This window comes from Terrisporobacter othiniensis, from assembly GCF_000808015.1.
Taxonomy (GTDB): Bacteria; Bacillota; Clostridia; order Peptostreptococcales; family Peptostreptococcaceae; genus Terrisporobacter; species Terrisporobacter muris.
This window is the reverse complement of the sequence record NZ_JWHR01000112.1, coordinates 54,254-72,428: the sequence shown is the minus strand read 5'-3', so window position 1 is coordinate 72,428 and position 18,175 is coordinate 54,254. Positions and strand designations below refer to the sequence as shown.

General features: G+C 28.9%; 17 protein-coding genes, 1 pseudogene and 1 riboswitch. Of the genes and pseudogenes, 15 read left to right on the top strand and 3 right to left on the bottom strand.

What is annotated here, in order from left to right; translation table 11 throughout:
* Nucleotides 1-178 precede the first annotated feature (178 nt).
* The 5 genes from QX51_RS13575 (at nt 179) to QX51_RS13555 (ending at nt 3,314) form a co-directional block, all read left to right on the top strand.
* Complete coding sequence (locus tag QX51_RS13575; protein ID WP_052233059.1) at nt 179-460, top strand: hypothetical protein; 282 nt, start codon at nt 179-181, stop codon at nt 458-460.
* Entirely contained in the window at nt 453-818 is a 366-nt protein-coding gene (locus QX51_RS13570; RefSeq protein WP_039680435.1) for a type II toxin-antitoxin system PemK/MazF family toxin, read from the top strand. The genes QX51_RS13575 and QX51_RS13570 overlap by 8 nt, the downstream gene beginning before the upstream one ends.
* Before the next feature lie 154 nt (nt 819-972).
* Nucleotides 973-1,800, top strand: coding sequence for a transketolase (locus QX51_RS13565; RefSeq protein ID WP_039680434.1), 828 nt, complete (start codon nt 973-975; stop codon nt 1,798-1,800).
* A complete protein-coding gene (locus QX51_RS13560; RefSeq protein WP_039680433.1) occupies nt 1,793-2,722 on the top strand; it encodes a transketolase family protein in 930 nt (309 codons plus the stop codon). Before QX51_RS13565 ends, QX51_RS13560 begins: the two co-directional genes overlap by 8 nt.
* A gap of 166 nt (nt 2,723-2,888) precedes the next feature.
* Nucleotides 2,889-3,314: a hypothetical protein gene (locus tag QX51_RS13555; protein WP_039680432.1), complete on the top strand. Its 426-nt coding sequence runs from the start codon at nt 2,889-2,891 to the stop codon at nt 3,312-3,314.
* A 54-nt stretch (nt 3,315-3,368) separates the two neighbouring features.
* On the opposite strand, the gene QX51_RS13550 is transcribed toward QX51_RS13555, so the two are convergent.
* On the bottom strand, nt 3,369-3,938 hold the full coding sequence (locus tag QX51_RS13550) for a 5-formyltetrahydrofolate cyclo-ligase (RefSeq protein WP_039680431.1): 570 nt from the start codon (nt 3,936-3,938) through the stop codon (nt 3,369-3,371).
* A gap of 168 nt (nt 3,939-4,106) precedes the next feature.
* On the opposite strand from QX51_RS13550, the gene QX51_RS13545 reads away from it, so the two are divergent.
* A complete protein-coding gene (locus tag QX51_RS13545; protein ID WP_039680430.1) occupies nt 4,107-5,258 on the top strand; it encodes a S41 family peptidase in 1,152 nt (383 codons plus the stop codon).
* 559 nt (nt 5,259-5,817) lie between these two features.
* Here QX51_RS13545 and QX51_RS13540 read toward each other — a convergent pair.
* Nucleotides 5,818-6,009, bottom strand: coding sequence for a hypothetical protein (locus QX51_RS13540; protein WP_039680429.1), 192 nt, complete (start codon nt 6,007-6,009; stop codon nt 5,818-5,820).
* Between the two features lie 222 nt (nt 6,010-6,231).
* Between QX51_RS13540 and cobT the strand changes: the two genes are divergently transcribed.
* Genes cobT through QX51_RS13520 form a run of 4 tightly spaced genes read left to right on the top strand, consistent with a single transcriptional unit; the run spans nt 6,232 to nt 9,247 of the window.
* Nucleotides 6,232-7,278 carry a nicotinate-nucleotide--dimethylbenzimidazole phosphoribosyltransferase gene (gene cobT, locus QX51_RS13535; RefSeq protein WP_039680428.1) on the top strand — a complete coding sequence of 349 codons (1,047 nt, stop codon included), beginning with the start codon at nt 6,232-6,234 and terminating at the stop codon, nt 7,276-7,278.
* 20 nt (nt 7,279-7,298) lie between these two features.
* Complete coding sequence (gene cobU, locus QX51_RS13530) at nt 7,299-7,859, top strand: bifunctional adenosylcobinamide kinase/adenosylcobinamide-phosphate guanylyltransferase (RefSeq protein ID WP_039680427.1); 561 nt, start codon at nt 7,299-7,301, stop codon at nt 7,857-7,859.
* A gap of 2 nt (nt 7,860-7,861) precedes the next feature.
* Nucleotides 7,862-8,629, top strand: a complete 768-nt coding sequence (cobS, locus tag QX51_RS13525; protein WP_039680426.1) for an adenosylcobinamide-GDP ribazoletransferase — start codon at nt 7,862-7,864, stop codon at nt 8,627-8,629.
* Between the two features lie 9 nt (nt 8,630-8,638).
* On the top strand, nt 8,639-9,247 hold the full coding sequence (locus tag QX51_RS13520; protein WP_039680425.1) for a histidine phosphatase family protein: 609 nt from the start codon (nt 8,639-8,641) through the stop codon (nt 9,245-9,247).
* Between the two features lie 105 nt (nt 9,248-9,352).
* Here the strand turns inward: QX51_RS13520 and QX51_RS13515 are convergent, their stop codons facing one another.
* Complete coding sequence (locus tag QX51_RS13515) at nt 9,353-10,468, bottom strand: 4-hydroxybutyrate dehydrogenase (RefSeq protein ID WP_039680424.1); 1,116 nt, start codon at nt 10,466-10,468, stop codon at nt 9,353-9,355.
* Between the two features lie 464 nt (nt 10,469-10,932).
* Here QX51_RS13515 and QX51_RS13510 point away from each other — a divergent pair, with 464 nt between their 5' ends.
* From QX51_RS13510 to pcrA, 5 genes and pseudogenes are all read left to right on the top strand, one after another.
* Nucleotides 10,933-11,226 (top strand): hypothetical protein, encoded by a 294-nt coding sequence (locus tag QX51_RS13510; RefSeq protein ID WP_039680423.1) that lies wholly within the window; start codon nt 10,933-10,935, stop codon nt 11,224-11,226.
* Nucleotides 11,227-11,831: 605 nt separating this feature from the next.
* Nucleotides 11,832-12,367: pseudogene (locus tag QX51_RS21825) on the top strand (aminotransferase class III-fold pyridoxal phosphate-dependent enzyme).
* A 182-nt stretch (nt 12,368-12,549) separates the two neighbouring features.
* Nucleotides 12,550-13,476, top strand: a complete 927-nt coding sequence (locus QX51_RS13495; RefSeq protein ID WP_039680422.1) for an AAA family ATPase — start codon at nt 12,550-12,552, stop codon at nt 13,474-13,476.
* Between the two features lie 18 nt (nt 13,477-13,494).
* Nucleotides 13,495-15,282 (top strand): vWA domain-containing protein, encoded by a 1,788-nt coding sequence (locus QX51_RS13490; RefSeq protein ID WP_039680421.1) that lies wholly within the window; start codon nt 13,495-13,497, stop codon nt 15,280-15,282.
* 90 nt (nt 15,283-15,372) lie between these two features.
* Nucleotides 15,373-15,547: riboswitch (cobalamin riboswitch) on the top strand.
* A gap of 378 nt (nt 15,548-15,925) precedes the next feature.
* A complete protein-coding gene (pcrA, locus tag QX51_RS13485) occupies nt 15,926-18,166 on the top strand; it encodes a DNA helicase PcrA (RefSeq protein WP_039680420.1) in 2,241 nt (746 codons plus the stop codon).
* Nucleotides 18,167-18,175 lie beyond the last annotated feature (9 nt).

The window sequence follows — 18,175 nt, the reverse complement described above, 5'->3', positions numbered from 1 at the left end:
GGTTATAATATTTAACATGAGGTGTATAAAATTAAAAATAATGTAAATATAGTTATAATTTTATTTATTTATTAAATACACAACAAATGAACGTACTTATATGGAAACAAATGCAATTTTACAATTAGTTAGGAATCTGATAAAATATAAGAGATATTGTTCTCTGGGAGGCGATTTTGTGAGCAATAAGAATAAAGAAAAAATTATGTTTACTTTACCTGACTATATTTTATCTGAAGTAGATCAAATAGTGCAGATGGAAAATAGTAATAGGGAAGACTTTGCAAAGGCTGCTTTTCAGTTTTATATAACCCAAAAAAAGAAAATTAACCTAAAAGAAAGTATGATAAAGGGTTATAAGGAAATGGCTAAAATCAACTTATCATTAGCGGAACTTGGTATGACAGATGAAGTATCTTTGGATGATGATTCTGAAGGAGATATAGCCAAAGTTGAATAATCTTAGCTTAGATATTAAGCGAGGAGATTTATTTTATGCAGATTTAAGTCCAGTTATTGGCTCGGAACAAGGAGGCGTTAGACCTGTTTTAATAATCCAAAATAATATAGGAAATAAATATAGCCCTACGGTTATAATTGCTGCTATAACATCCCAGATTAATAAAGCAAAATTGCCTACTCATATAGAAATAAGTTCTAGTGAATACGGACTTAATAAAGACTCTGTAATTCTCTTAGAGCAAATTAGAACCATAGACAAAAAGCGGCTGAGAGAAAAAATAGGTTATCTAGATAATAAAACTATGCTAAAAGTAAATAATGGGCTGCAAATAAGTTTAGATTTATTTAGCATATAAAAAATTATTGATATAGTAGCATATCAATAATTTTTTTGTTTTATATACAAAAAACGCAAAAAAATACCATAAAGATGTTATAATATAATGAGATTTAAATACAATATGGCTAATTAACCAATAGCCTCAGTATATAACTAGGGAGGTAAATTACATGAGAGACCATAAAGGATTAAATGAGATTACTAATGTAATAAGAAAAGACATCGTCTCAATGATATGTAAATCAAAATCAGGGCATCCAGGTGGTTCATTATCAGCGGTTGAGATTTTAACAGCTCTTTACTTTGATCAAATGAATATTGACCCAACAAATCCAAAAATGGAAGATAGAGATAGATTTGTACTATCAAAAGGTCATGCAGCACCAGCTTTATATGCAACATTAGCTGAAAGAGGATATTTTGATAAAGAAGAGTTAAACAGTTTAAGAAAATTAGGAAGTATGCTTCAAGGGCATCCTGATATGAAAAAAATACCTGGTGTAGAAATGTCTACAGGTTCATTAGGACAAGGTTTTTCAGTTGCATGCGGAATGGCTATGGCAGCTAAATTAGATAACGCTCCATGGAATGTATATGCATTACTAGGAGATGGAGAAGTTCAAGAAGGTATTATATGGGAAGCTGCTATGAGTGCAGCTCACTACAAGCTTGATAATATGATAGCGTTCCTTGATTACAATGGACTTCAGATTGATGGAGAAGTTGAATCAGTAATGAGCATTAATCCTATAGAGGATAAGTTTAGAACTTTTGGATGGAATGTAATAACTATTGATGGTCATGACTTTGACCAAATATTTGCAGCATTAGATATGGCAAAAGATACAGTAGATAAACCAACAATGATAATTGCTAAAACAGTAAAAGGTAAAGGGGTATCTTTCATGGAAAACCAAGCTTCATGGCATGGAAGTGCACCAAGTGAAGAACAACTTGAACAAGCATTATCAGAATTAGGAGGTGCTTTCCATGAGTAAAATAGCAACTAGGGAGGCTTACGGAAAAGCCTTAGTTAAATTAGGGAAAATGAATGACGATGTAGTAGTTTTAGATGCAGATTTATCTAAATCAACCAAAACAAATGACTTTTTAAAAGCATACCCAAATAGATTTTTCAACATGGGTATAGCAGAACAAAACTTAGTAGGTGCTGCTTGTGGTTTTGCAGCAGCAGGTAAAGTACCTTTTGCAAGTACATTTGCAATGTTCGCTACTGGAAGAGCATTTGAGGTAATAAGAAACTCAGTATGCTATCCTAAATTAAACGTAAAAATAGCAGCTACACATGCAGGTATTACTGTTGGAGAAGATGGTGGTTCTCACCAAAGTGTAGAAGATATATCTTTAATGAGATCTATCCCAAACATGACAGTAGTTGTTCCAGCTGATGGAATAGAAGCTGAAAAGATGATATTTGCAGCAGCTGAGTTTGATGGACCAATGTACATTAGACTTGGAAGAAGTGCAGTTCCAACAATATTTGAAGAAGACTATAATTTTGAAATTGGAAAAGGTGTTGTACTTAGAGATGGTAACGATGCTACGATAATAGCTTGTGGAATAATGGTTAATGAAGCTTTAATAGCTGCAGATATGTTAAAAGAAGAAAACATAAATGCTAGAGTTATTAATATGTCTACAATAAAACCAATAGATACAGACCTTATAATAAAAGCTGCTAAAGAAACTAAAGCAATAGTTACAGCAGAAGAACATAGTGTAATAGGTGGATTAGGATCAGCTGTAAGTGAAGTTGTATCTGAAAGTAACCCTATAATAGTTAAAAAGGTTGGAATGAATGATTGCTTCGGTGAATCAGGGACTCCAAGTGAATTATTAGAAAAATATGGTTTAACTGCTAAAAACATAGTAGAAAAAGTTAAAGAAGCATTAAACTAGTATATATATATATATATAGCGTATTTAATATTTTATTAAGTACGCTTTTTTTATTGTAATGTATTTATATCTTATCTTAGTTATTGAGAAAATATAAATTACAATCTATTTATTATTCTATCGAAGATTATTACCTCATATATTTATAAGAGATAGGGGGGATAATGTGGAGATTAAGTTTAATATCAAAGGAGTAATATATGGTGTAATACTAATATTATTTATAGTTTTAGGATTTGTCTTTATACCTAAATTATTTTTAGATAATTCAAAACCAGTTGATTTCACAATGGTACAAAGAGAATCTATACCAGATAAAATATTAGATATTATGGATAAGTACGAAGACGAGGAGAGAGCTTTAGCAGTAAAACTAAATGGTAAAATATACGTTATAGTAACAAGGGGAGAAAAAGAACATGGTATAGACATAGATAAAATCACCATGGATACAGTGGAAGAAAAAACTGTTATGATAGTGAATATTACATATAAAGACAAGAGTAAGTCTTATCCTTTTGTAGTTGCTGAAACAAATCTTAAATCTTTGCCAGACAAAATCCAATTGAATACAACAAAAGAAGAAAAATAGAATAAGAGCTCTTGAATTAATCAAGAGCTCTTATTTATTTGAGTCAAGCGAATTTTATTTTGGTGTTAATATTGTTGATTCGGTTACTATATAATCTAGCTGAGCATCATGGTCTTCTTTTGGAACCTCATTAAAAATTTGTAAATCAAATGCGATTCCAACGGTAACAGCATCTTCTCTTAGATTCTCAAGAAATCTATCATAAAAACCTCCACCGTAGCCAAGTCTATAGCAGCCTTTATCATAGGCTACAGCAGGTACTATAACTACATCTAAATCTTTAATGTCTATAGTCGTAGAACATTCAGGTTTTGGCTCTCTAATATTATAAGCACCATACTGAATTCCATTTTCTAAATCTGTAATTTGAGAAGGTATTAATTTTCTTTCTTCTTTTAAAGTTATGGGAGATGCAACAGTTTTTCCTAAGTTGATAAGCTTATTAATTAAGCTATCTGTAGCAACCTCGTTATTAAAGTCTAAATAAAGCATAATAGTTTTAGCATTTTTTACACAGTCTAACTGAAGTAGCTTTTCTGTGATTATATCTGAGTTGTGCTTAATAAAATCTTTGTCCTTTTCTTTTCTAAGGTTAATAACCTTTTTTCTAAACTCTTTTTTCATATAATCTACACCTCTTAATTATGGTATTATATAATTACCGTAATTTTACTTTCTTAATATAAATTTTAGTTAAATTATAGATTTAAATCAATATAATTGATAAATAGTAATAAAAAGACAAGCTAGTCATATAATATATAGTAGATTGATTAAAGGAGAGATGAACAAATGATATCTAAGAAGAGGGCTCTTATATATTCTATTATTCTTGTAATAGTAACTGTAATTGGAACAACAATGTTTCAAATAACATTGGGGAACAAAGTAATAATATCTAAAGATTTATATGAATCTTATGCGAAGTATAATAAGTTATTGGGATTAGAAGAACTTATTCAGGAGGATTATTATAAAGAAGTATCAGAAAATAATCTAGTAGATGGAGCACTAAAAGGATTATTTGAAGGTCTTAATGACCCATATTCACAATACTATACAACAGATGAATTTCAAAGTTTAAAAGAGCAAACAAGTGGTTCTTTTGTTGGAATAGGAGTATACATAGGTGTTAATCCTGAAGATAATAAGTTAACAATAATTTCACCAATAGAAGGTTCACCCGCAGCTAAAGCAGGAATTAAATCTGGAGATATAGTGCTAAAAGTTGATGGAGAAAATGTTGATTCTAAGAAAATAGACGAGGTAATAAAAAATATAAAAGGTAAAGAAAATACAAAGGTTAATTTAACTGTACAAAGAAAAGGAGAAGAGTTAAGTTTTGATATTAACAGAGAAACTATAGTAACAAAAAGTGTATCAAATGAAGTTATGGATAATAACATAGGATACTTAAGAATAACATCTTTTGATGAAAATACATATAAAGAGTTTAAAGAAAATTTAAGTCAATTAGAATCTAAAGGAGTAAAAGGACTAGTGATAGACTTAAGAGACAATCCAGGAGGGTTATTAGATGTTTGTGTGGATATAGCAGATGATTTGATAGGAAAGGGAACTATTGTTTATACAAAGGATAATACGGGGAATAAAGAGTACTATAAATCAGATGACAAAGAAGTTAATATGCCAATTGCTGTTTTAATAAATGGAGGAAGTGCATCTGCATCAGAAATTTTAACAGCAGCATTAGTTGATAATGGAAAAGCTATAGCGATAGGAGAAACATCTTTTGGTAAAGGGTTAGTACAAAGCGTAAAAGGATTAAAAGATGGTACTGGATATAAATTGACAACTGCTCAGTATTTTACACCAAATGGAGATTATATAAATGGAAAAGGTATTACACCTAAAATTCAAGAAGCAGATGAAAATCAACAGCTTAAATCGGCATTAGAATATATTAAGAAGGAAATTAAGTGATAGATATATAAATAAATTATATATAGCAAAAAATAGTTTGAGTATATGACTTAAAACATAAATACTGTTAATAATTAATATATAAGTAATTATATAAGTAATTATATAAGTAATAGTTGTTAAAATAATAGTTGAAAATGAATTAAAATAATTAGGAAATAATAAAATAACAAATAATTCTACAATTTATGATTTTATAGATTAGGAATCTAATAAATTTTACGGAAAATATTAAATAATTAAGAGGAAAAAACAAAATAACCTAGAATTACTTATATAAGCTAATAATCTTAGTTGGGAAGTGAGTTTATGAAGAAAACTATGTCAAAAGTTGTTAACTTTCAAGAGTATAAGGAGAAAAAGAAGAATCTAGAAGTTGATAGAAAAGAGCTTCTAGAACTTATTAAACAAATAGTGACTACCAAATAGAAGATATTGTAACCATCTAATTATGTTTTATTAAAGATTAATAGTAAAAATTATATATTGAGTTAATAAAATATATATTATTATGTCAATTTGTTTTAAAATAATAAAGGGGAGCTTATGCTCCCTTTTATTATGACATTCTTAAACCACTAATATAATCTTGGAACTGAGAAAATTCATTTTCATCCTGAAGATTTACTACTTTAGATTTTTCTTCATCGAAATTTTTCAGATATATATTTCTATTACCTTCAGTTCCATCTTGATAAATACATCTATAACCATCTTCATATAGGTTCTTTAAATCATTGAAATTTTCCATTCAATCATCTCCTTAAATATATTTATCTACTTATATTTTTTGATTATAAAGAGATACTATTCTATCAGATAAAAATACCTATGATTCCAAAAAATGTTTAAAAAATACACAAAATACTAGATAGTTTTTATATATAACAATATAATTATTGTATGAAACATAATAAATAAGAGACATTTTAAATAAATTACAAAAACAAAAAATATAAGGGGGATAGCAACAGTGAATTTAATAGAAAGTATATCAAGAAATATTTATCCATTAGAAGAGAAATATATAAAACAAGCAGAAGAGAGATTAAATAGACTTATAAAACCTACAGGAAGCTTAGGTAAGATGGAGAATATTTGTGCCCAACTGGCTGGGATATATGGTAGAAAATATTTTGATACATCAAAAAAAGTTATAATAGCTTTCGGAGCAGATCATGGAGTTTACGAAGAAGGAGTAGCACCAGATCCTCAAAATATTACTATATTACAATTTCAAAACTTCCCTAAAAAAATAAATGGTGTGGGAACAATTTCAAAATTTGTAGGAGCAGATGTATTAGCAGTTGATGTAGGAATAAATTGTGATGAAAAAATAGAAGGTGTAGTTGACTATAAAATAAGAAAAGGAACATCTAACATGGCAAAAGGACCTGCTATGACTAGATTAGAAGCTGAACAGTGTATATCTATAGGAATTGAAATGGCAGAAAAATGTATACAAGATGACTATACATTAATTGGTATAGGAGAAATGGGAATAGCAAATACTACACCATCTACAGCTATAGTTTCAGTTTTTGGAAATTATGATCCAGAAGAGATTACTGGTATAGGTGCAGGTTTAAAGAAAGAATTGATTAAACACAAAGCCGAAGTAATAAGAAAATCTATAGAGCTTAATAAACCTAATCCAAAAGATGCAGTAGATGTTTTATCTAAGGTGGGTGGATTCGAAATAGGCGCTATGGCAGGTGTGATTTTAGGGTGTGCAGCCAATAGAATACCTGTTGTATTAGATGGATTTATATCTTATGCAGCAGCACTGTTAGCTTATCATATTAATTCAAATACAAAGGATTATATGATAGCATCTCATTTATCTGCAGAACCAGGGACAAAAAAAGCACTAGATATTATGGGGTTACAACCATTCTTAGATATGGATATGAGATTAGGAGAAGGAAGTGGAGCAGCATTATCTTTTAACATAATTGAAGCTGCAAATTATGTATATAAAAATATGGCGACATTTGATGAAATAGATATGGGAAGATAAATATCTAAAGGAGAACATTTATGAGCAATATCATTTTAGTTACAGGGGGAGCAAGATCAGGAAAAAGCAATTTTGCAGAATCTCTTTGTATAAAACAGAATAATAAAACGGCATATATTGCCACATCGATAGCATTTGATGACGAAATGAAAAATAGAGTAAAAAAACACCAAGAAAGTAGACCAAAAGAATGGAAGACCTATGAAATATATAAAGATATATATTCAATAGTGGAAGAATTGGATAAAACTCATGACACAGTAATAATGGACTGTGTTACTCTTATGGTTAATAATTTGATGTTTACTTATGGAATAGAAGTAGATGAAGCTACTTCTGAAGAATTAAATGAATTGGAAAACTATATAAAAGATCAAATAAATAAATTACTAGAAGCTGTTAAGCAAACAAATTTATATTTTGTAATAGTAACTAATGAAGTTGGAATGGGAATTGTACCAGAAAATAAATTGTCTAGAATCTATGGAGATTTTGTTGGTAGAGCTAATCAATTAATAAGTAAATATAGTGATGAGGTTTATTTTGTTGTAAGTGGAATTCCTATGAAAGTGAAGGGATAATTATGAAAAGATTTATAGGATTACTACAATTTATGACTAGAATACCTATTAAAGCAGATATAGGATTTGATGAAGAGTTCCACAAATCTATAGTATATTTTCCACTAGTTGGATTTGTCATAGGATTGATTTCTTTTTTTATAGGAAGTTTAGCAATTAGAATATTTGATCCATTTATAACATCAATACTTATTGTTGCAGGAGAGGTTATATTAACGGGTGGTTTACATATTGATGGCTTAGGAGATACCTTTGATGCCATATATAGTAATAGAGATAAAGATAGAATGTTGGAAATAATGAAAGATTCTAGGCTGGGAACAAACTCTCTTTTAGCAATCCTATTTTTAGTATTAATAAAAATAGGATTATTAAATTCTGCAATCAATAGTAACCTTATGTATTTGATAATATTTATGCCTATGATATCTCGCTTGGGAGTTATAATTATGCTTTACAAGACTGTCACACCAAGGAAAGTTGGTATGGGTAACATATTTATTGGGAAGGCAACTTTAGGTATGTTTATAACTGCCATAGTACATACTATTGTGATTATTGTAGCTATTAGTAAGTTTATATTTTTATCTACTGATTTTAATATTATAATACTACTGCTATCTATTGTGGTGGTAATGATATTTGATTATTTATTTAAAAATCATATTTATAAGAAAATTGATGGTGTAACAGGAGATATATTAGGATGTACTATTGAACTAGGAGAGTTAATATTTTTATTATTTTCCTATATAGTTATTCTGATTTAAGGTGATGAAATGATAAAGTTAATTTTAGTGAGGCATGGTACAACTATTTGTAATGAAGGAGGAGCTTTTTCTGGGCTTACAGATAGCAAATTAAGTGAAGAAGGTAATGAGCAAGCTAATAAGCTTACGCAATATTTAAAAGATGAAAATATAGATAGAATATATACAACGCCTTTTTCTAGAACTAAAGAAACAGTTAAAAAATTGGCTGAAATTAAGAATATTCAAATTGAAGAGAGAAGTCAATTGAATGAAATAAATTTTGGTGATTTTGAAGGTCTCTCGTTTAAAGGAATAGAAAAGGAATACCCAGAAGAAATAGAAAAAATGATAAAAGAAGGATTTGAATACAAGTATCCTAATGGTGAAAGTTTAGTAGATACTTTTATAAGGGTAAGACATGAAGTGAAGAAAATAATAAGTGATAATGAAAATTCAACTGTACTCATTTGTTCTCATGGAGGTACAATTAGAAATATAATTTCTTATTTATTGTGTGATGATTATAAATATCATTGGAATTTTAGAATAGATAATTGCTCTATCACTGAAATAGAAGTAGATAATAATTTTGCTGTAATTAATAAATTAAATGATAAGACTTATTTTGAATTATAAAAAAATTCGATTCGCTCATGTCGCCAACGAGATACCTTTGCGTCGCTTCAGGCAACTACGTTTCTAAAAAATAAGAACCTAGCCACGTGGCTAGGTTCTTATTTTTTAATATAAAGTTTTATAAATATTATAAATAGTATCTCTGTCTAAGGTAACATAAGCATTTGACATGAGTCTTCCTTGTTTAGTAAGCACATTGTCTGTGAAAAGTAGCAAATCTTCTTCAGTGGCTCCATATCCTTTTAAAGATTTCTTTGGAAGTATTTTGTAAAGTAGTTTCTCTAACTCTTCAAAGACCTCTTCTTCAGAACAATTAAGAATTTCTACTAAAATATTATTAAGTCTTTTAATTTTTCCATTTGGATTTAATTTTTTATATGTTTTAAATATTTCTGTAAAGCAAACATAATTAGCTTCTCCATGAGGGACATGATAAACTGAACCTAAAGGATAACTCATTGCGTGAACAGCACCAGTTCCTGCGTTACCAAAAGCGATACCTGCATAAGTACTAGCAATTAAGAAATCATATAGAAGATTATTTAAGTCATCTTTTCGATTAACTACAATATTTTTAAATCCATTTAAAATCATTTTCATAGATTCTACAGAGTACATTTCCGTGAAAACAGAAGCCTTTGGAGATACAAAAGATTCAATTGCATGAATAAGAGCATCAATTGAGCTGGCAGCAAAAACTTTAAATGGTAATACCTTTAATAATTCTGGTATTAATACAGCATAGTCAGCAAGAATTTCATCATGGGCAAGACCTAACTTACTATTAATTGAGCTTAAATGAAGAACAGATATATTAGTAACTTCACTACCAGTACCACAGGTTGTTGGAATAAGTATTAATTCTTTATTTTTAACAGGCTCAAATTTCTTTTCGAATAAGTCACATACTGGTGTGATTTGTTCTAAAGCAAAAAGTTTGGCTACATCTAATATACTTCCGCCACCGATTCCTATAACTCTTTTATAATCAATATTTTTGACTTGATTATAAATTTTTTCAACCATTACATCACTAGGTTCACCACTACCAAAATCTCTTCTATATATTATAGTGGCGTCTTTAATGAAGGCCTCAAAAAATGGTTTATAGATATACTCATTTGTTATTATTAGATCATTTTTATTTATATTGAATTTTGAACAAAATTCTTCGCACTTATCAAAAGTAAGTATCTCTGGATATAATTTAAAACTTTTCATATGTAATCCTTTCAATTAATTTAAAATTTTTATTTAATTATAATATGAGTCATATTATGTTTATTATATCATAAGATATTTAGTAAAATTAGAAATGAAATTTATAAGCAAATAAAAAGTTAGAAAAATAATCAAAAAATATTGACAGGTGTTTAAAATACGTATATTATTCATTAATAAATACAAAATATGTAAATCCAGTGAAGAAGATAGTAGCATAATAGGTAATCTTGCCTTAAAAGATAGAGTGAATAGAACTTATTTGTTAGACAAAGAGTATTATACGAAGCGAATTTTGATCAAAGGATTTATATCAAAGGATTTATCTGAAGTGGTAACGAGGATATATCGTTGCCGATACGAACATAGTGAGTTTTGTTAATTAGAGTGGTACCGCGGATTTTCGCCTCTTAGTAATTTTACTGAGAGGCTTTTTTAATGTAAATAAATAAGGAGAAATATAAATGGATAAAATGAAAGTTGGAATTATAGCAGCTACTGGGTATGTTGGAGTGAAACTTATAAGGTTGCTATCAAATCATTCTGATGTTGAAATAAGTGCTCTAGGGGCAAATTTATTTATTGATGAATATATAAATGATATTTATTCTAATTTAGGAGAAAATTATAAAATTAAGTGTATGGAAAATGAAAAAGTCATAGATAATTGTGATTTTTTATTTATGGCTCTACCACATGGAGTTAGTGAAAAATTTGTAATAGATGTATTAAAAAAGAAAGAAAGTTGCGGATTTTAGATTAAAAGATGAGGTACAACATATGGGTTAAGAAAGGTCAACTGCCTGGGGATGTGATTTGACTTATGAGTATGTAAGAATAAATGGAAGTTATGGAGTTAAAAAATGATTAATGATGAGAAAGCTAAAATTTTAGTTTAAAGCTTACCATATATAGAAAAATATAGTGGTAAAACCATGGTAGTAAAATACGGTGGTTCAGCAATGCAAAATGATAGATTAAAAGATTCTGTTATGGAAGATATCATACTGATGAGCTATGTGTGAATAAATGTGGTTTTAGTTCATGGTGGAGGAAAAGAAATTAATGCAGTTTTAGATAAATTAAATATGAAAAAAGAATTTATAAACGTTCTTATATATACAGATGAAGATACTATGGAAGTGGTTTAAATGGTTCTCTCAGGAAAGGTTAATAAGGATTTTGTTTTAAAAATAAATAGCAAAGGTGGAAATGCATTAGGCTTTTGTGGATGAGTATGGGAATTCTTATAATATTAACGGTGATTTGGCAGCATCAGCCATAGCAAAGGAATTGAAAGCATAAAAATTAATACTACTTACCGACGTTCCAGGATTATTAAAAGAAGTAATAAAAATTTGTCATGAAAAAGATATTCTTGTTATATTTGATGAAGTTCAATGTAGTATGGGAAGAAGTTGGAAAATTATCTGCTTATAATCATTATAATTTACAACCTGATATAGTAGCTCTTGATAAGGGTATAGGAGCGGGGCTTCTGATAAGTGGAGTTTTAACGAATAAAAAAACAAGTGATATGCTACATCCAGGAGATCATGGTTTAACTTTTGGAGGAAATACATTGCAATGACAGCAGTATCAGTAGTTTTTGATGAAATAGAAACACCAGGTTTTTATGAAGAAGCTGAATTTAAGGGAAAATATATAATGAATTACATCAAAAATATTAATAGTCATAAGGTTATCGAGGTAAGGGGAAAAGGTATTATGATAGGTGTAGAGCTAAATGTTAATGCACCAGATATAATAGATAAGTGTATTGAAGAAGGAGTACTATTCTTAAAAACAGATGAAAATGTTATAAGAATTCTGCCGCAATTAGTAATTACATATGATGAAATAAATAAAGGTATAGAAGTACTAAAAAAATATTTGTAATTAGTTAAAGGTGAGAAATTTAATTTTATAACCTTTGATTTTATATAAAATACTAAAAACATTACTTAATTTTAAACAAATATACTATACTTTTATTAAGTGCAAAAACTAAATAGTTTTAATTAGAAAACAAATTAAAAGGATATAATAATAACAAGTATTACTTACAAAAGGAGATTATTATGGATATAATAGAAAACTTAAAAATTCAAGGGGTAAGTGATTCTCTTATAGAGGATGTATTACATTTTAGAAAAGAATTTAAAGTCGATAAAGAAGTGGAGCATAGAGTAACAAAATCACCAGCATTCTATATTGGAGAAGATATATTGTCTATGTGCATATCTGCTATTTTAGAAGAAGAAAATATATTACTATCTGGACCAAAGGCTACGGGTAAAAACTTACTTTCAGATAATTTATCAGAGATATTCGGGAGACCACAGTGGAATACGTCCTTTCATATAAATACAGACAGTTCATCACTAATTGGAACAGATACTTTCATTGATAATGAAGTAAAACTTAGAAGGGGATCTGTATATGAATGTGCGCTTCATGGTGGTTTTGGAGTTTTTGATGAAATAAACATGGCAAAAAATGATGCCATAGTTGTGGTCCACTCGGCATTAGACTATAGAAGGGTTATAGATGTGCCTGGATATGAAAGAATAAATCTTCATCCGGCTACTAGATTTATAGGCACTATGAATTATGAATATGCAGGAACAAAGGAATTAAACGAAGCTTTAGTTTCTAGATTTTTAGTAATAGATATACCAGCAGTAAATGAAGATAAATTAATGATGATATTGCAAAGAGAGTTTCCTTGCACAGATTCAGAAAAGCTAAACCAATTTGCAGGAATTTTCTTGGACTTACAATTAAAATCACAAAATGGAGAAATATCTACAAAAGCAATAGATTTAAGAGGATTAATAGGAGCTTTAAAAACTATTAAAAGAGGACTTAGACCAACTCTTGCTATAAATATGGGTCTTACAGGAAAGACTTTTGATATTTATGAAAAAGAAATTGTTGAGGATATTATTAGAACAAGAATACCAGAAAAATGGGAAAGCAAAGATATATTTCCTAATTTAAAATAACCTAAAGTAGGTGAGAGCATGAGTGTGAATACTAATTGGATATATAACAATTATGAGTTTGAAAATAGAGTAAATAACTTGGCTTGGACTGTTTCTGGTATGTATGATGAAGATATAGACTCCAGTGAAAAAGATTATTCATCTAAGGATGTTTCTTTATATTTTGGTATAATTGCTGGAGCAAGAAGGAAGTACTTGGATTGGGATATAATAAAAAAATACCTAATGAGTAGAATAAAAAAATCCTATAATAAGGATATATTATATACCTTAATTGAGCTAGTTCTTAACTCTATAGTAGAAGATAAGGTAATAAATGAGAGACCAGGTGTAGCAGAAATAAGAAGCAAAGCTTACAAAGATGTATTTGTGAATTATAGTAAAATTCATAAGGAAGATATATTACAGACATTAAGGTATACTTTTATTCTTCAAGCTATGGACAGGCATCCTGTAGTGGATGGTTTAACTAGAAGAATAATTAGAGATATAAAGGCTATTGATTGTAATGATGATTTAATGACTATATTAAAAAGGCTGGATGAAATTTATTTAACTTATTTTGAAGTTATAATGAACTCTCAAATGGAAAATTCTCAAGTAATTGAGAAAGATATAGAAAATGTAAATGTAGATTTTGATACTTTTTCAGATTTTATGTATGAAGAGTTATATATGGATGAAGAAACAGAAGCTATAGAAAGTGAAATTAATAATATAAGTAATTCTATGTTAGTTGAAAATTTAGGTGAAATGGGCTATGGAGATTTAGAAAAATCACCAAATAGGATAATTTATGTGGATGAAGTTATGGCTCAAAAAATTTACGACAAGGTAGGATATTACTATGGAAAAACTTTTTTGAGTGAAAGTGAAGTGAAAAAATTTGAAACTAAACACTGTAGAGGTATTCATGAGGGATGTAGAATTCACTTCACAGATGGAGTATTGCGTAGTGAATGTAACAATGCTTTTCAACTAAAATATGTTACTAGGCAAAAAGAAAATAATTTATATAAATATAGAGATAATATTAAATTACATAAAAGAAGCATTAATAAACTAAAGGAAAGTATATCAAGAATATTAGTAGAAGAAAGTGCTATTGATAGAATTTATTCTGATGGAGGAACTATTTGTGCCAATAGGGCATGGAGAATAGGAAGAAGTAATAATACCAAAGTATTTTATAAAGATATACGAAATGAAAAAGGAAAATATGTAATAGATATATTGCTAGATGCCAGCGGCTCACAAAGTAGAAATCAATTTAATGTGGCTATACAAGCATATATAATTGCTATGGCATTAACTTCTGTAGGTATTCCAAATAGGGTTATGGGATATCTAAGTTTTTTAGATTACACCATATTGAAACGATATAGAAATTATAACGATGATATTAATTCTTGTGAAAATATATTCGAATATTTTTCAGCAGGAAATAATAGAGATGGACTAGCAATAAAGGCAACTTGTGATGATTTAATAGAAAGAGAAGAAGAAAATAAAATTCTTATAGTTCTTAGTGATGGAAAGCCTAATGATGTGAAAATTGGGAAAGATAGATCTAGAAGTTTAAGAGGAGAAGCATCATATAAAGGTATTATTGGAGTGAAAGACACAGCTTTAGAAGTTAGAAAAGCAAGAAAGCAAGGTATACTTGTACTGGGAGTTTTTACTGGCAAAGAAAGCGATTTAGATGCAGAAAAAATGATTTATGGCAAAGACTTTATTTATACTAAGGATATAGAAAGATTTGCAGATATTGTTGCTATGTATTTGAAGAAAATAATAAAAAATTAAAATATTTTAGGAAAACATATATCGAAATATTTGGTAAAAAATAACAAATTATTTTATTTATGTGCTATAATTATATTAGTTCAAAATTAAATTAATTAAAATATTTTAGGTTCTTGTTTAAGATTAATAGGGAAAAAGGTGAGATACCTTTGCAGCCCCCGCTACTGTAATGTGGACGAAACTTTTAACCACTGTGGAAAACATGGGAAGGAAAAGAAGTAGGATGAAGCAGAGCCAGGAGACCTGCCTATAATATAAAGCCATTTCTTCGGGGAAGGAGAAATATCTTAATAAAAATTTTTATTTGAAGATATTGTGCCTAACTTGAAGTTAGGCACTTTTTACATATAATGAAATTATATTATCATAGCGCTCACATAGTGGCTTAAAGTGGTAACGAAGCTATTTCATTTATATGATCGAAGTGAATTTTAAATTGCCCTCAACCTATTTTATTTCAAAATAGTTTGAAAATAGAATAACCCTTAACCTATGCCTTAGGATTCTCCAAAGTCCTAAGGCCTTTTTTTGAGGAATAGTATTTTATAATTTATTCATGGGAATTATTATAGTATTATGAAATTTGAAGAAAAATCAGAATTAGATTAAAATATATTTATATGAGCATTATAGGAGGATATATATGATTTCAGATATAATAGAAAAATTAAATCCCGCTCAGAGAGAAGCAGTAGAGAATACAGAAGGCGCTGTATTAATACTTGCTGGAGCTGGGTCAGGAAAGACTAGAGTTTTAACTACTAGAATAGGATATCTTATGGAAGATAAGGATGTTAAAGCCGAAAATATATTAGCAATAACATTTACTAATAAGGCTGCCAATGAGATGAGGGAAAGGGTAGAAGAAACTTTGGAAGGAACCGATACTAAAGAAATGTGGATTACAACATTCCACTCTTGCTGTGTTCGTATCCTTAGAAAAAGTATAAATAAAATAGGTTATAACAGAAGTTTCGTTATATATGATAGTCCAGACCAAGTAACTTTAATTAAAGACTGTATGAGAGAGTTGGACATTAGTGATAAAGCCTTTGACCCTAAATATGTATTAAGTTGCATATCTAATGCAAAGGATAAACTATATTCTCCTAAAAAGTATTTAAAATTAAATGAAGGAGATATATCTAAAACAAAAGTAGGGGAAATATATGCCCTATATCAAGATCGTTTAAAAAGAAATAGTGCACTAGACTTTGATGATTTAATAATGAAAACAGTTGAGTTATTTAAAGAATGTCCAGATGTATTAGACTTTTATAGAAATAAATTTAGATACATAATGGTCGATGAATATCAAGATACAAGTAAAGCTCAATATGAGTTAATAAAATTATTAGCTAAGCAACATCAAAATATTTGTGTTGTTGGAGATGATGATCAAAGTATTTATGGTTGGAGAGGCGCTGACATAAGAAACATTCTTGAATTCGAAAGAGATTATGATAATGTTAAAATAGTAAAACTTGAGCAAAACTACAGGTCAACACAAGTAATATTGGATGCAGCTAACCATGTTATTGCTAATAATACAGAAAGAAAAAGAAAAAGACTTTGGAGTGATAAAAAGGAAGGGCAGCTAATAAAAATTCAATTGGCAGAAAATGAAATTGAAGAAGGTGATTTCATAATAAATACTATTTCATATATGAAAAGATATGAAGATAGAGATTACAAAGATTTTGCAGTTTTATATAGAGCCAATGCCCAAGCTCGTTCTGTGGAAGATGCTTTAAATAGAGCGGGGATACCATACAATATTTATGGTGGTATAAAATTCTATGAAAGGAAAGAAATAAAGGATATTATAGCTTATCTTAGAGTAATACAAAATCCTCAGGATGATGTATCTTTAAAAAGAATAATTAATGTTCCTAGACGTGGTATAGGACTTAGAACTATAGAAAAAATAGAAGACAGAGCTAGTTTAAAAGAAGAAAGTATTTATTCCGTACTTATTGATATAGAAGATAACTCAGATATATCGAGAAAAGCTAGAGCAAGTATAAGTGAATTTGTAGATTTAATGTCCACACTAAGAAGTTTTACAGGAATATATACTGTTAGCCAAGTAATTGAAAAAGTATTAGATATAACAGGATATAAGGATGAATTGTTAAAAGAAAAGAACAATGAAGGGGAAGATAGATTAGAAAACTTACAAGAACTTATATCAGTTGCCCTAGAGTTTGAGAGTTCAAGTGATGATAAGAGTTTAGAATCATTCCTAACAAATGTTGCACTTAATGCAGAACCAGATAATGAAGAAGAAGAAGAAGATAGAGTTTCATTAATGACTATACATTCATCAAAAGGTCTTGAATTCCCGGTTGTATTTTTAGCAGGAATGGAGGAAAAAATATTCCCAATTTCTAGGGCTATTCAATCTATGAAAGATAGCGATATAGAAGAAGAAAGAAGGCTTTGTTACGTTGGAATAACTAGGGCAAAGGAAGAATTATTCTTAACATTGACAAGAAAGAGAACTCTATATGGTAGAACTAATCCTTCAATCGCATCTAGATTTATAGAAGAGTTGCCAGATGAGTGTATAGAAAGATTAAATAAAGAACAAAAAGAATTATCTTTTTCAAAAGCTAATTATAATATACTTGATAAATATACTCAAAAATACAAGATGAATAATATGAACAAGGTTGAAGCAGCTAAAAAAGCAAATGCAACTATAAAAAATACATCAAATGAAAGCAACATAGACGACTTGAAACTTGGTGCTAAGGTACATCATCCTAAGTTTGGGCTAGGGACAGTAGTTGCCTTAAAAGGTCCAGATGTTACTATAGCATTCGATAATCAGGGTATAAAAACTATAAATAAAGAATATACAACTTTAGACTTAGTTTAATAGGAGGAG